Origin of the sequence: Rhizobium sp. RSm-3 (assembly GCF_001854685.1) — a bacterium.
GTDB lineage: Bacteria > Pseudomonadota > Alphaproteobacteria > Rhizobiales > Rhizobiaceae > Rhizobium > Rhizobium ecuadorense.
Genome location: NZ_MAWZ01000004.1, coordinates 93,685 through 107,882, shown reverse-complemented (window position 1 = coordinate 107,882; position 14,198 = coordinate 93,685). Strand labels below are relative to the sequence as shown.

The window sequence follows — 14,198 nt, the reverse complement described above, 5'->3', positions numbered from 1 at the left end:
TCCTGAAAAGCCGCTCCGGTCTCCGGGGCGGCTTTTTTATTGACTTGCCCGTGCCCATCCTATTTACAAACGCCACCCTCGAACCTCGAAATTGGTCAGAAAATGCTCGACAAGACCTATGATTCTGCTGCCGTCGAACCCAAAATCGCCGCGAAATGGGATGAGGAGGACGCTTTCCGCGCCGGCGCGAACGCCAAGCCCGGAGCCGAGACCTTCACCATCGTCATCCCGCCGCCGAATGTCACCGGTTCGCTGCACATGGGCCATGCGCTGAACAACACGCTGCAGGATATCATGGTGCGCTTCGAGCGCATGCGCGGCAAGGACGTGCTCTGGCAGCCCGGCATGGACCATGCCGGCATCGCCACGCAGATGGTCGTCGAGCGCAAGCTGATGGAACAGCAACTGCCCGGCCGACGCGAAATGGGCCGCGAGGCCTTCATCGACAAGATCTGGGAATGGAAGGCTGAATCGGGCGGCCTGATCTTCAACCAGCTGAAGCGCCTGGGCGCGTCCTGCGACTGGTCGCGCGAACGCTTCACCATGGACGAGGGGTTGTCGAAGGCGGTTCTCGAGGTTTTCGTCACGCTCTACAAGGAGGGCTTGATCTACAAGGACAAGCGCCTCGTCAATTGGGACCCAAAACTCCTGACTGCGATCTCCGACATGGAAGTCGAGCAGCACGAGATGAAGGGCCATCTCTGGCATCTGCGTTATCCGCTCGAGCCGGGCGTCACCTATCAATATCCGATCGCCTTCGATGAAGAGGGCAAGCCAACCGAATTCGAGACGCGCGACTATATCGTCGTCGCGACGACGCGGCCGGAGACGATGCTCGGCGATACCGGTGTTGCCGTGAACCCCGAAGACGAGCGTTACAAACCGATCGTCGGCAAGCATGTCATTCTGCCGATCGTCGGCCGCAAGATTCCGATCGTCGCCGATTCCTATGCCGACCCGACGGCCGGAACCGGCGCAGTGAAGATCACGCCTGCACATGATTTCAACGACTTCGAGGTCGGCAAGCGCGCGAAGCTGCGGGCCATCAACGTCATGAACGTCGATGCCACGATTACCATCAAGGAGAACGAGGATTTCCTCGAAGGCCTCGATAATCCGGCCGCGCTGCATGGCGCCTGGGATCGTCTGGAAGGGCAGGACCGTTTCCATGCGCGCAAAATCATCGTCGAGATCTTCGAAGAGGCCGGCCTTCTCGACAAGATCGAGCCGCACAAGAATATGGTTCCGCACGGCGACCGCGGTGGCGTGCCGATCGAGCCGCGGCTGACCGAACAATGGTTTGTCGACAACAAGACATTGGGCCAGCCCGCGCTGGAATCCGTTCGCGAGGGAAAAACCAGGTTCATTCCCAGGAACTGGGAAAACACCTATTTCAACTGGCTGGAGAACATCGAGCCGTGGTGCATTTCCCGCCAGCTCTGGTGGGGGCATCAGATTCCCGCCTGGTACGGCCCGGACGGCCAGGTCTTCGTCGAAAAGACCGAGGAAGAGGCGCTGCAGGCGGCGATCCAGCATTACCTCTCGCATGAGGGGCCGATGAAGGCCTATGTCGAGGACCTGCTCGAAAACTTCAAGCCGGGCGAGATCCTGACGCGGGATGAGGACGTGCTCGACACATGGTTCTCCTCCGCGCTCTGGCCCTTCTCGACGCTCGGCTGGCCGGACGAGACCCCGGAGCTTGCACGTTATTACCCGACCAGTGTCCTGGTCACTGGTTTTGATATCATCCCGTTCTGGGTCGTTCGCATGATGCAGATGGGCCTTCATTTCATGAAGGACGAGAATGGCGATCCCGTCGAACCCTTCCATACGATCTACATTCACGCGCTGGTGCGCGACAAGAATGGGCAGAAGATGTCGAAGTCCAAGGGCAACGTCATCGATCCCCTGGAACTGATCGACGAATACGGCGCCGATGCGCTGCGTTTCACGCTGGCGATCATGGCGGCGCAGGGCCGTGACGTGAAGCTCGATCCGGCTCGCATCGCCGGCTACCGCAATTTCGGCACCAAGCTCTGGAACGCCACGCGTTTTGCCGAGATGAACGGTGCCAAGAGCGATCCGCATTTCGTGCCGGAGGCGGCTGAGCTCACCATCAACCGGTGGATCCTGACGGAGCTTGCCCGCACGGAACGTGACGTTACGGAAGCACTCGAAGCATTCCGCTTCAACGATGCCGCCGGCGCGCTCTACCGCTTCGTCTGGAACCAGGTCTGCGACTGGTATCTCGAGCTTTTGAAGCCGGTCTTCAACGGCGAGGACGAGGGCGCCAAGGCCGAGGCCCAGGCCTGCAGCGCCTATATCCTCGAAGAGATCTACAAGCTGCTGCATCCCTTCATGCCTTTCATGACCGAAGAGCTCTGGGCTCATACGGCGGGCGAGGGCAAAGAGCGCGACACGCTGGTCTGCCATGCCGAATGGCCGTCGCCCTCCTATGCCGATAACGGGGCTGCCGACGAGATCAACTGGCTGATCGACCTCGTCTCCGGCATCCGCTCGGTGCGCGCCGAAATGAACGTGCCGCCGTCGGCGACGGCTCCGCTCGTCGTCGTCAAGGCCAACAACCTGACGCGCGAAAGGCTGTTCCGCCACGACGCCGCCATCAAGCGGCTTGCGCGTGTCGAGGCGATATCGCTGGCCGACGATGCGCCGAAGGGGGCTGCCCAGATCGTCGTCGACGAGGCCACCATCTGCCTGCCGCTCGGCAACCTGATCGACCTTTCCGCCGAAAAGGCGCGGCTCGAGAAGGCGATCGGCAAAATGGAAGGCGAGATCTCGCGCATCGACGGCAAGCTCTCCAACGAGAAGTTCGTCGCCAATGCCAATCCCGACGTGGTCGAGGCCGAGCGCGAGCGCCTCGATGAACTGAAGGGGCAGATCGCCAGCTTGAAGACCGCCCTCTCCAGAGTGAGCGAAGCCGGATAAGCTTCATTACTCGTTTGGTCAGTTATTTCAAAGACGCGCTCCCGCGATGGGCGCGTCTTTTGTCGTTTCGGGCGCGCTTGATTCGGTGCTCAAAACGGCTGATTTCAGGCGCTGAGCCTGTGGATTGTGGCTTCACGGGCGTCCTCCGGGCGAAAACTGTCACTGTTGTCGGATTGATACAGCTTCCGCAATGTGTGGAATGAAAACCCAAAACCCCATCCGAAAGCCGATAAGTCTGGAATAAAATTTTATTAACCAGATTTTTTGACGTGTCCGTCAATTTCTTTACGTAAGTTGGTCAGTGTAATGCCTGGGAGTGCCGCCGTGGGGCGCGTTGCCATGTCGAGCGAACACTTACTAGAGTGACGTCACATCAATTGCTGGAGTGGGGGAGACACAATGGCATCGCGTAGGTTTTCCAAGGGCGTAACGTCGCTCGTTCTTCTTTCGTCGCTTGCATCGCCGTCCTTCGCCGGCGGCCTGGAGCGCGGCGGCTACAATATCGATCAGCTGTTCGACACGTCGCCTTTCTCATTTCAGTCGGGCGTTACCTATGTCACGCCGCAGCGCAAGCTGAAGGATGTCCGTGATACGGATACGTCTACATCTCCCGGCGGCGGCAATCTGAACACCCGGCCAAACACCGCCGACGACAGCTCGAACTACACCATTCCTTACATTGGCTTTAAGGCCGGTTTCGGTGACGCCATCGACTGCCTTGTCGACTATTCCGAGCCCTTCGGCGGGCATACCGATCCGGGTTCGAACTGGGCTGGCGCCAATAATAACATCGAGACGGAGATCAAAACCCGCAACTATGGCGGTACCTGCTCCTATCGTTTTGATCTCGGCCCCGGGCAGCTTCGCATCATCGGCGGCACGTTCTATCAGGAGGTTGAAGGCTTTAAGGAACGGCTGGTTTCAACAGTTCCGCTTCTGGTCGGCACCGGCACCGGCGTTGGCCGCCTCGATCTGGACGATAGCGGCTGGGGCTGGCGCGCCGGCCTCGCCTACGAGATTCCGGAATATGCGATGCGGGCCAGCCTCGTCTATAACAGCCGCGTCAAGTACGATAACCTGACCGGTACGGTGGATCTGACGCAGGTGACCGCTCCATTTGCACCGCTCAACGGCGCTCCTTACGGAAGGGTCACGGATGTCTTCGGCTCCGCCGAAGCGCCGGATTCGCTGGAGCTGAAGCTGCAGAGCGGTATCGCTCCGGATTGGCTCGCCTTCGGATCGGTCAAGTGGACGAACTGGAGCGTCCTGCAGTCCGTGCCTTTCTGCCCGACGTCGACGAAGGGTGTGGTCGCCTGCCGATCCGGCGGCGCGACCGAACTGACCTCGCTCGACCTTCTTTATCGTGACGGCTGGACGATCTCCGGCGGTGTTGGCCACAAGTTCAACGAGCAATGGGCCGGCGCAGTCAGCCTGACATGGGACCGCGGCACCAGCCAGGGGTATGGCGCCCAGACCGACAGCTGGACGGTGGGTCTCGGTGCAGCCTACACCCCGACCGAACATATCGAATGGCGCGTCGCCGGTGCCGTGGGCGTGTTGACGAGCGGTTCGTCCGGCGTTGTGACCCAGGACGGAGTCACGTTTGGAGATGATGTCTCCTATTCCTTTGGCAATGATCTGGTCGCTGCACTGTCGACGAGCCTAAAGATTAAGTTTTAATTCCCCGATTTGAAGAATTGATGAGCCCGGCACTGCCGGGCTCTTCTTTATCCGCGCCCGTTAATTATACTATTTTCTGATCCCGTTTTGTGACGATTCCGCAACACTTTTTTACGACGATTGGCGTAAGGTGGCAGCGGGGTGAATTTGTCCATTTCCCGCCACAAAGAGAGCGCAGCGATATTTGCGTACGAGGAGACGGGCAGGCTTACGGTGCGTGTAAATTGTAGCATGGGTCGATTTTTTTCCGGTAACACCAGATCGCGCGATACGATTGGCGGCAATCGTTTGATTGCGGTCGTTTCGCTTGCCGCACAAGGCTGTTCCGGCCGCCGATCCGGCTTCGCGGCGGCGCCGTCGGGCCGTTCGTTGTTGTCGTTTTCGGCCCGCTCGAATGAGCAGCCCGGCCTTGCTGGAGATGTCGATACCGGTTTCGTCACATTTGCTGTTTACGATTATGGTGAAGGCGGGAAGGCGGATGCAGCACCTGCCGAAAGAGTGCCACGGAGATTGCAGCCGGGCCATGCCGGGAGCCGGGTGGTTCTGAATGATGCGCTGAGAATTCGGCCTTCGATAGAGGGCCAGTGGGCTGGATGCGACGCGGGCAAAGGAGCCATGGAGCTCGCCGCGGGATCGCTCGCCTCGACGAAATACATCCGCGGAATGCACGGCGCGAGCGCCGCTGATTCCTGCCTGTGATGAGCGAAAGAAATCGGTTGAAATGGTAACGTCCGAGTTCAAACTGTTCAAGATCATGCTGATGGGCATGTCGATGGTCGTAGCCCTGGCGCTGTCCGGCCCGGTCCGCGCATTCGACATCAAGGCGGGCGTCAGCAAGGAATCCGGGCCTTTCGATCTCTTCAAGTTCGGCTTCAAAGCCTATAAGAACGGACAAAAGGAAGAGGCAGTCGAAGCCTATAAATATGCTGCCGAAAAGGGCCATACGGGCTCGCGCTGGGCGCTTGCCAACATGTATGCCGATGGCGACGGCGTCACCCAGGATGATTTCGAAGCCTTCAAGATTTACAGCGAGATCGCCCAGCAGGGTGTCGAGCCCGGCTCGGAAGACACCGGCTTCTTCGTCAACGCGCTGCTCTCGCTCGCCAATTATTACAAGCACGGCATTTCGGGCAGTCCTGTCCGGATCGACCTCAGCCAGGCGCGCCAGCTTTATTTTCAGGTGGCGTCCACCTTTGGCGTCCCCGAGGCGCAGTTCCAGCTGGCGCAGATGATGCTGGCAGGTGAGGGCGGCAATGCCAGCCCGCAACAGGCGAAGAAATGGCTGAACCAGGCCCGCAAGAGCGGTCATCCCGGCGCCATGGCGGTCTTCGGCAATATTCTTTTCGACGAAGGCCAGTCGGCCCGCGGCCTGGCGCTGATGACGGCGGCACTCGACCGCTGCAAGCCCAAGGATTGCGGCTGGATGGAAGCGCTGCAGGAGCAGGCCTTCTCGGTTGCCAACGAGGCCGACCGCCGCACGGCGGTATCCCTCTCGCACAGCATCGCCAGCGGCTCGGACGACTGAGGCAGGATAAACATAGGGCATTTCCGTGATTCTTCGAATTACGGAAATGCTCTATCTCTTTGTTTTCATGCAATTCTAGGCCGCAAAATCGAAGTAGGCGATCACAGGCACGTGGTCGGACGGCTTTTCCCAGGCCCGCACATGTTTTTCGATCGCAGCCGACGTCATCCGGTCGGCGGCCTCGGGCGACAGCAGCAGATGATCGATGCGAATGCCGTTGTTCTTCGGCCAGGCACCTGCCTGATAATCCCAGAAGGAATAGAACTGCGTCGCATCCGTCGTCGCGCGCACTGCATCCGTCAGCCCGAGATTTTCGAGCCGGCGGAACGCCTCCCGCGTCTGCGGCAGAAACAGCGCATCGCTTTCCCAGACCTTTGGATCGAAGCAGTCGTGCGGTTCCGGGATGACATTGTAATCGCCGGCGAGCACCAGCATCTCCTCATAGGCCAGCCGCTCGGCCGCGAATGTCCGCAGGCGCTCCATCCAGGCGAGCTTGTAGGGATATTTCTCGGTGTCGACAGGATTGCCGTTCGGCAGGTAGATGCAGCAGACGCGCAGGATGCGTGTGTCGGGCAGCGTGAACACCGCTTCGAGGAAACGCGACTGTTCGTCCAGCGGATCGCCGGGCAGGCCGCGGTTGACTTCGGAAGGTGAACTCTTCGAGAGGATCGCCACGCCATTGAAGCCCTTTTGGCCGTGCGTCTCGACATGATAGCCGAGTGCCTCGATCTCCAGCCTGGGAAACCCTTCGTCGACCGTCTTGATCTCCTGCAGGCAGACGATGTCCGGATCGGAATCCTTGAGCCATTGCGTGAGATTGTCGATGCGCGCCTTGACGCCGTTGATGTTCCAGGTCGCGATCTTCATGGCTCTGTCCTGTTCGCTTCGTGCGCTTCTTTTATCGTGGTCTTTCCTAGCAGGACAAGACGATAAACCCGCCGGAGGCACTTCTTCGGCCAGTTCATTAGGACAGTGCGATGCGTCTGGATATTCAGATCGAGAAGCTGGTGCCGCAGCCGCAGCTTGCCACCGCGTTGGGGTTCTTGATCTGGAAGGATTGACCAAGCAGATTGTCGACGAAGTCGATCTCCGAGCCCGCCATGTAGACGAGCGACAGGCTGTCGATCAGCACCTTGGCATTGTTCTTCTCTACAACGACGTCATCGTCGCCGGCGACGTCGGCAAGATCGAACTTGTAGGAAAAGCCGGAACAGCCGCCGCCTTCGACGGAGACGCGCAACGCGCTTTTGCCGGCCTCGGCGCCGACGATCGCAGCGATACGCTTTGCGGCGGCATCTGAAAGGGTTACACTTGTATCCGTCATGTTTCCTCCTGCCGGGGTCAAGATCCGGAGAGAATGGGTTTTGGCACTTGAATGTTCAAATACCTGATATCAAACAAACTTATCATGATCTTCGGAAAAAGGCCATGATGCGTCGAGGTGGTTGAGAAAGCGCCTCTTTGCCGTTTCTTCGGGCTATAGGTATGAAGAGCGCAAAGCGGCGTCAATGGGCAGATGCGGCAACATGCAGGATGACGGTGAAGAATGACGATCGACACGCGTGCTTTAGGTTTCGGCAGCAGTGAGAGGGCGGTCTATGCGGCAGACCCCTGGACGAGCCGCGGACGGCTCTACCAGGAGGATGGAAGCCCGACGCGCTCCGATTTCCAGCGCGACCGCGACCGCATCGTCCATACCACCGCCTTCCGCCGGTTGAAGCACAAGACCCAGGTCTTCATCGCCCAGGACGGCGATCACTACCGCACCCGGCTGACGCATACGATCGAGGTGGCGCAGATCGCCCGCGCGCTCGCCCGTGCCCTGAAGCTCGACGAGGATCTGGCCGAGGGCGTGGCGCTGGTGCATGATTTCGGCCACACGCCGTTCGGTCACACCGGCGAGGACGCGCTGCACGAGGTGCTGCTGCCCTATGGAGGCTTCGACCACAATGCCCAATCGCTGCGCATCGTCACCAAGCTGGAGCGGCGGTATGCCGAATTCGACGGCATCAACCTGACCTGGGAAAGCCTCGAAGGCCTGGTCAAGCACAATGGCCCGCTGCTGACGCCGGAAGGTGTGGGCACGCGTGGCCCTGTTCCGCAGCCGATCCTCGATTATTGCGAGCTGCACGATCTCGAGCTGGCAACCTATGCCAGCCTGGAGGCCCAAGTCGCGGCGATCGCCGACGACATCGCCTATAACACCCACGATATCGACGATGGCCTGCGCTCCGGTTACTTGACCTTCGATATGCTGGAGGAAATCCCGTTCCTGGCCGGGCTGATGGCCGAGGTGAGGGCGCGCTATCCGCATCTGGAGCCGAGCCGCTTCACCCATGAGATCATGCGGCGTCAGATCACCCGCATGGTCGAGGACGTGATCGCCGTTGCGCAGGAGCGCCTCTCCCTGCTGCGCCCCGAGAGTGCTGCCGACATCCGCGCTGCCGACCGGGTTATCGCCACCTTCTCCGATCGCATGGCCGAAACCGACAGGCAGATCAAGGCGATGCTGTTCAAGCGCATCTACCGCAATCCCGATATCATGCGCATTCGCGCCGGTGCCGCCCGGATCGTCACCGATCTCTTTGCCGCCTACATGGCCAATCCCAAGGAGATGCAGAGCCATTACTGGGTCGATCATATCGCCGGTCTCGCCGATGCGCCGAAGGCCCGCCATGTCGGCGACTATCTCGCCGGCATGACCGACACCTATGCGATCAGCGCCCACAGGCGATTGTTTGACCACACTCCGGATTTGCGATAGGCAGCGGTCGCCCCGCCAAGGGCCGATTTGCCTTTGGCACAGCCTATGCATGGAAGAGTGCGATGAACCTTTTTACCGACTTCGAAGCCAGGATCAAAACCGCCCTTGAACAGATCGATCTGGTCAGGGAAAAGCGATCCGAGCTCGATTTCGGCCGCATCGCTGTCGAGCCGCCGCGTGACGCGAGCCACGGCGACGTTGCGACCAATGCCGCGATGGTGCTGGCAAAACCGCTCGGAACCAACCCGCGCGCGCTGGCCGACATCATCATCGCCAAGCTCAGGGAGGATGCCGACGTCGCCGATGTCTCGGTCGCGGGTCCCGGTTTCATCAACATCCGTCTCTCTGTCGGCTACTGGCAGCGGCTGCTCGCCGCGATGATCGGCGCCGGCACCGATTACGGCCGCTCGAGGCTGGGTGAGGGGCGGAAGGTCAACGTCGAATATGTCTCGGCCAATCCGACCGGGCCGATGCATGTCGGCCATTGCCGCGGCGCCGTCGTCGGCGACGCGCTCGCCAACCTGCTCGCCTTTGCCGGCTACGGCGTCGAGAAGGAATATTACATCAACGATGCCGGCTCGCAGATCGACGTGCTCGCCCGTTCCGTCTTCCTGCGCTATCGCGAGGCGCTCGGCGAAAAGATCGGCGAAATTCCCTCGGGTCTCTATCCGGGCGACTATCTCGTGCCTGTGGGACAGTCGCTTGCCGCCGATTACGGCGTGCGGCTGCACAACATGCCGGAAGATCAATGGATGCCGATCGTCAAGGACCGCACCATCGATGCGATGATGGTGATGATCCGCGAAGACCTGGCGGCGCTGAACGTCCATCACGATATCTTCTTCTCCGAGCGCACCCTGCATGCCAATGGCGCGGCTGCGATCCGCACGGCGATCAACGACCTGACCTTCAAGGGCTACGTCTACAAGGGCACGCTGCCGCCGCCGAAGGGCCAACTGCCCGAAGATTGGGAGGATCGCGAACAGACGCTGTTCCGCTCGACCGAAGTGGGCGATGATATGGACCGGCCGCTGATCAAGTCCGACGGTTCCTATACCTATTTCGCCGCCGACCTCGCCTACTTCAAGAACAAGTTCGATCGCGGTTTCGATGAGATGATCTATGTGCTCGGCGCCGACCATGGCGGCTACGTCAAGCGCCTTGAAGCGGTGGCACGCGGCGTTTCGGACGGTAAGGCGAAGCTAACGGTGCTGCTCTGCCAGCTCGTCAAGCTCTATCGCAACGGCGAGCCGGTGAAGATGTCGAAACGCTCGGGCGATTTCGTCACGCTTCGGGATGTCGTCGAGGAAGTCGGCCGTGATTCGGTCCGTTTCATGATGCTTTACCGCAAGAATTCCGAGCCGCTCGACTTCGATTTCGCCAAAGTGACGGAACAGTCGAAAGATAATCCGGTTTTTTACGTGCAATATGCGCATGCCCGCTGCATGTCGGTCTTCCGGCAGGCGAGGGAGGCTTTCGGCGACCTCGATGTTTCCCCTGCCGAACTGGCGCAAACCATTGCAGGCATTGGAGATCCGGCCGAATTGCAGCTCGTCGCCAAGCTCGCCGAATTCCCGCGGATCGTCGAAGCGGCAGCCCAGTCGCAGGAGCCGCATCGGGTCGCTTTTTACCTCTACGACCTCGCAAGTTCTTTCCACGCGCACTGGAACAAAGGTAAAGATCAGCCGGAATTACGATTTGTTAATGATAAAAACCGAGAATCAACTATTGCCAGACTTGGGCTGGTGTACGCCGTCGCGTCGGTTTTGAAGTCGGGACTTGCCATTACAGGCACTGCCGCACCGGACGAAATGCGATAACGTCACCATTTCCCCACAATGCGCTGGCATTTCAGAGTTGGCGTTTGCGAGTGGGATAGGCATGGCTGATAAACAACTTGCGTATGATACGCGCGGAAAAGACGAACTGTTTGCCGACGACGATCCGTTGGCCGAACTTGCCCGTATCGTCGGCTTCGAGCCGCGTGTTGCAGCAAATACGATGACCGAAGCGCGGCGCGAGCCCGCTCTCGATCTTGAAGACGAGCTTGGGCGCGAGTTCGACCGCTACGATTCGCCCCGTCCGCTCGCAGAACTCGACCGGCCCGCCGAGCCGATCTCCGATGACGACACGCCTGAAGATTACATCGAGCCCGTTCTTGATGCGTCTCCCGCCGTTGAGAGGGCTGAGGTTCCTGAGCCGGCTTCCGTTGCCTCTGTTGAGGCTGAGGAAGAAGCTCTGCCTGCCACAGTCAGTTGGGACGCGCCCGCCGACGACCAGGCGGCTTGGCCGCAGCAGCTTTCGGTCGAGCCCGCTTCCGGGGCGCCGGTGCAATCGGCCCTTGGCGGTGCGCGCGACCTGATCGAAGAGCTCGAGCTGTCGATCGGCGCCGCCCCGGTTTCATCGGTGCCGCAGCCTGCCAAGGCGCCGCAGTGGTCGGCCGCCAGCATCAGGCTGCCGCTTGCCAATTTCCATGCCGCCAAACGCGAGGAAGCTGTGGTTGCGCCTGCGGTCGAAGCGCCTGTGGCCGAAGCGGCCGCAGAGCCGGTGGCTGAGGCGCAGCCCGCTACCGAGCCGCAGCCCGCTACCGAGCCGTCCGCCCCGGTCGTCGAGCAGTTGACTCCCGTCGTCACTGTCGAGCCGTCCGAGGAGTTCGAATCCGCATCTCCGTCGCTTGGTTTCCCCGCCGAGCTCGATCGCCATGACGAGGTGATCGCGTCGGAAGAGGTTGCCGAGGCCGAGGACTTCGTCGAAATCGAAGACGAGCTTGAAGATTTCGGGTCCGACGCCGGTTTCGATCTCCTTGCCGCCGCCGTCGAAGGCGAGATCCAGGCTGATGCGGCGCTGACCGAGGTCGTGCCCGAAGTTCCGCATACTGCCGGCACTTTCGATCTTGACGATCTGCTCGCCGACGTCTCGCGCTATCCGGTGCCGCAACGCCCCAATTCGTCGCCCGTTTCGCCGCAGGCCGAACCGATCGAAGCAGCGCCCATTGCTGTCGCCCCCGTTGCCGCCGCGCCTATGGCCGCCGCATTTGTCGAGCCGCGGGTGATCGCGCCTGCACCGGTTGCCGCGGCCCCCGCTCCGGTCGAGCCGGCGCAGCTCTACGCCGCCGAGGCCGCAAGGCCGGCCGCGCCGCAGCCTGCCGAGGTCATTGCGCCCCAGCCCGCCGCAATGGCGTATTCGCGGGCGCCACAGCCCGTGCCTGAGGCCGACGATCCCTTCGCCGGCCATGATTTCGAGCTGGATCTTGCCGGCATCGAGCTGGAACTTTCCGATCTCGATTTCTCCGAACAGCCTGAGCTGACGATGGCCGAGCCCGCGCCGCAGCCGGAGCCGCCGGTCCGTGCCCCCCAGCAGGCCGCTGCCGTCTCTTCTCGGTCCGCCTCGGAGGTTGCGCCCGCGGAATTTGCGTCTGAGCCGCAAACCCCGGCTTTCCAGCAGGCGGCTTCCACTGCTGCGCGGCCTGCTCCGGTCATCGTTCAGCCCCAGGCTCCCACTGCGGCCCCGGCTCCGGCCTTCAACTGGGCGCCTGTCGCCGAATCGACCGAGGATCTGCCGTTTGATCCGGCGATGATCTCCGATCCGGAGGATCGTCCTGAGACGGTCGAGGACATGCACGTGCCGGCGTTGCCGCCGGTCGAGCAGCCCGCGCCGGTCGCGAAAACCCAGGATTTCGATTTCGATCTCGACGCCGAGATCGCAAGCTTCTTCGAGCCGGCCAAGCCGCGCGAAACGCCGGCCCCGGTTCGCGATACGGCTGCCGCTGCGGCAAAGCCGGTCAAACCAACCATCGCCGATGGCCTCGACGATTTCGAACGGGCGCTGGAGGAGGATTTCCGCCGCAGCGTGCGCGAGCCGGTCGAGCGCCGCGAGACCTCCGAGGTCCGGATCGAATCGGCAAGCCAGGCGGCCGATTTCAGCCGTGCCCGATCGATGCGCCGGCTGCTGGCCGGAGCCGTCGTGCTCGTGGTCTTCGCCGGTGTCGGTTATGGTGTCTATTCCTCCGTCTGGAACGGCGAGGGGCTCGGCATTGTCGCATCCGGCGAGCCGCGCGTAATCACGGCCGACAAGGAACCGATCAAGGTCGTTCCGGAAAATCCCGGCGGCAAGACCGTGCCGAACCAGGACAAGGCCGTCTACGATCGTGTTGCCGGTTCTGCCGAGGAGCCGAAGCAGAAGGCGCTGGTGTCTTCCGACGAGGCGCCGGTCGATGTCGTCCAGCGCACGCTGACCCCGGAAGCGCTGCCTGAGGACGACGAGAACGCCAACCCAGGTGATCAGGTCACGCCGACCGCGGTCGGCGAGACGGAGGATCCGCGTCTGCTGCCGAACCAGGACAATGTGGACAACGCTGCCGCAGGCGGTGCCGACAAGACGCCGTCGGTTTCGCCGCGCAAGGTTCGCACGATGATCGTCAAGCCTGACGGCACCCTGGTCGCCCGCGAGGAACCGGCCCCTGTCGACCAGCCGGCTGCCCCGACGACACCGTCCGTCCCGGCGACGCAGTCTGCACAGGCCGCTCAGCCGATGCCGGCATTGACCGCCCCGTCGGCGCAATCGGCTTCCTCAGTGCCGCCAGTCGCCGGAACGGCCGCAAGCTTCCCTGCAAATGCCGAGGTTGCCTCCGCCGATGCCCGTTCCGCGGCGCCTGTGGAAACCGCGCCGGCAAAGCCGCCGGTTGCAGCCGGCACCGATGCGCAGGCTGCAAATCCGGCCCCGGTCGATGCGCCGGTGCGCCCGGTCAAGACCACGGCGATCGGCGATACCGCTCCTGTTCCGACCGCCCGTCCGGTCGACCAGCCGGTCAACGTCGTCGGTACCGTGACCGAAAAGGGCAATGTCCGCCCGGCCGCCCAGCAGCCGAAGACGACGGAAGTTGCGGCCGCAGCACCTGCCGCTGCCAAGCCGCAGCAGCAGGCCGCCGCCGCCGGCGGCTACGGCATCCAGATCGCCTCACTGCCCTCGGAAGACGAGGCGAACAAATCCTATGCCAGCCTGTCGAAGAAATTCGCCGGCGTGCTGGGTGGTCGCGCTCATGAGATCCGCAGGGCCGATGTCGCCGGCAAGGGCACGTTCTATCGCGTCCGCATTCCGGCCGGTTCCAAGGACGAGGCCGCAGCGCTTTGCGAACAATATCGCGCGGCGGGCGGAAGCTGCCTGATCTCCAGGTAACATGACATCCTGGATTTAAAGAGCGGCGGGCCGGTTCGGTCCGCCGCTCTTTTTTGTGCATCGCGCCCGACCTTGTTCGCATTTGGCGGGCCACGGTCTATGATTCTC

Annotated in this window: 9 protein-coding genes; 7 read left to right on the top strand and 2 right to left on the bottom strand. The window is 61.6% G+C overall.

What is annotated here, in order from left to right:
- Positions 1-102 precede the first annotated feature (102 nt).
- The 4 genes from BBJ66_RS07910 (at position 103) to exoR (ending at position 6,151) form a co-directional block, all read left to right on the top strand.
- Complete coding sequence (locus tag BBJ66_RS07910; protein WP_049734255.1) at positions 103-2,946, top strand: valine--tRNA ligase; 2,844 nt, start codon at positions 103-105, stop codon at positions 2,944-2,946.
- Positions 2,947-3,345: 399 nt separating this feature from the next.
- Positions 3,346-4,626, top strand: a complete 1,281-nt coding sequence (locus BBJ66_RS07905; protein WP_049734256.1) for an OmpP1/FadL family transporter — start codon at positions 3,346-3,348, stop codon at positions 4,624-4,626.
- 231 nt (positions 4,627-4,857) lie between these two features.
- Positions 4,858-5,325, top strand: coding sequence for a hypothetical protein (locus tag BBJ66_RS07900; RefSeq protein ID WP_071086106.1), 468 nt, complete (start codon positions 4,858-4,860; stop codon positions 5,323-5,325).
- A 22-nt stretch (positions 5,326-5,347) separates the two neighbouring features.
- A complete protein-coding gene (exoR, locus tag BBJ66_RS07895; RefSeq protein ID WP_071086104.1) occupies positions 5,348-6,151 on the top strand; it encodes an exopolysaccharide production regulator ExoR in 804 nt (267 codons plus the stop codon).
- Positions 6,152-6,226: 75 nt separating this feature from the next.
- On the opposite strand, the gene xth is transcribed toward exoR, so the two are convergent.
- Positions 6,227-7,018, bottom strand: coding sequence for an exodeoxyribonuclease III (gene xth, locus BBJ66_RS07890; RefSeq protein ID WP_049734259.1), 792 nt, complete (start codon positions 7,016-7,018; stop codon positions 6,227-6,229).
- 124 nt (positions 7,019-7,142) lie between these two features.
- Positions 7,143-7,475 (bottom strand): iron-sulfur cluster insertion protein ErpA, encoded by a 333-nt coding sequence (gene erpA / locus BBJ66_RS07885; RefSeq protein ID WP_071086101.1) that lies wholly within the window; start codon positions 7,473-7,475, stop codon positions 7,143-7,145.
- Between the two features lie 222 nt (positions 7,476-7,697).
- On the opposite strand from erpA, the gene BBJ66_RS07880 reads away from it, so the two are divergent.
- The 3 genes from BBJ66_RS07880 (at position 7,698) to BBJ66_RS07870 (ending at position 14,090) form a co-directional block, all read left to right on the top strand.
- The gene (locus BBJ66_RS07880) at positions 7,698-8,915 is read left to right on the top strand and encodes a deoxyguanosinetriphosphate triphosphohydrolase (RefSeq protein WP_049734261.1); all 1,218 of its coding nucleotides are present in this window, start codon (positions 7,698-7,700) and stop codon (positions 8,913-8,915) included.
- A 62-nt stretch (positions 8,916-8,977) separates the two neighbouring features.
- Entirely contained in the window at positions 8,978-10,735 is a 1,758-nt protein-coding gene (argS, locus tag BBJ66_RS07875; RefSeq protein WP_049734262.1) for an arginine--tRNA ligase, read from the top strand.
- Between the two features lie 61 nt (positions 10,736-10,796).
- Positions 10,797-14,090, top strand: coding sequence for an SPOR domain-containing protein (locus BBJ66_RS07870; RefSeq protein WP_071086099.1), 3,294 nt, complete (start codon positions 10,797-10,799; stop codon positions 14,088-14,090).
- The last annotated feature ends 108 nt before the right edge of the window (positions 14,091-14,198 follow it).

Excerpts from the sequence above, each read along its gene's own strand:
- BBJ66_RS07900 (WP_071086106.1), top strand. The coding sequence starts at position 4,858 with ATGGGTCGATTTTTTTCCGGTAACACCAGATCGCGCGATACGATTGGC.
- argS (WP_049734262.1), top strand. The coding sequence starts at position 8,978 with ATGAACCTTTTTACCGACTTCGAAGCCAGGATCAAAACCGCCCTTGAA.
- BBJ66_RS07880 (WP_049734261.1), top strand. The coding sequence starts at position 7,698 with ATGACGATCGACACGCGTGCTTTAGGTTTCGGCAGCAGTGAGAGGGCG.
- exoR (WP_071086104.1), top strand. The coding sequence starts at position 5,348 with ATGGTAACGTCCGAGTTCAAACTGTTCAAGATCATGCTGATGGGCATG.
- xth (WP_049734259.1), bottom strand. The coding sequence starts at position 7,018 with ATGAAGATCGCGACCTGGAACATCAACGGCGTCAAGGCGCGCATCGAC.
- BBJ66_RS07910 (WP_049734255.1), top strand. The coding sequence starts at position 103 with ATGCTCGACAAGACCTATGATTCTGCTGCCGTCGAACCCAAAATCGCC.
- BBJ66_RS07905 (WP_049734256.1), top strand. The coding sequence starts at position 3,346 with ATGGCATCGCGTAGGTTTTCCAAGGGCGTAACGTCGCTCGTTCTTCTT.
- erpA (WP_071086101.1), bottom strand. The coding sequence starts at position 7,475 with ATGACGGATACAAGTGTAACCCTTTCAGATGCCGCCGCAAAGCGTATC.
- BBJ66_RS07870 (WP_071086099.1), top strand. The coding sequence starts at position 10,797 with ATGGCTGATAAACAACTTGCGTATGATACGCGCGGAAAAGACGAACTG.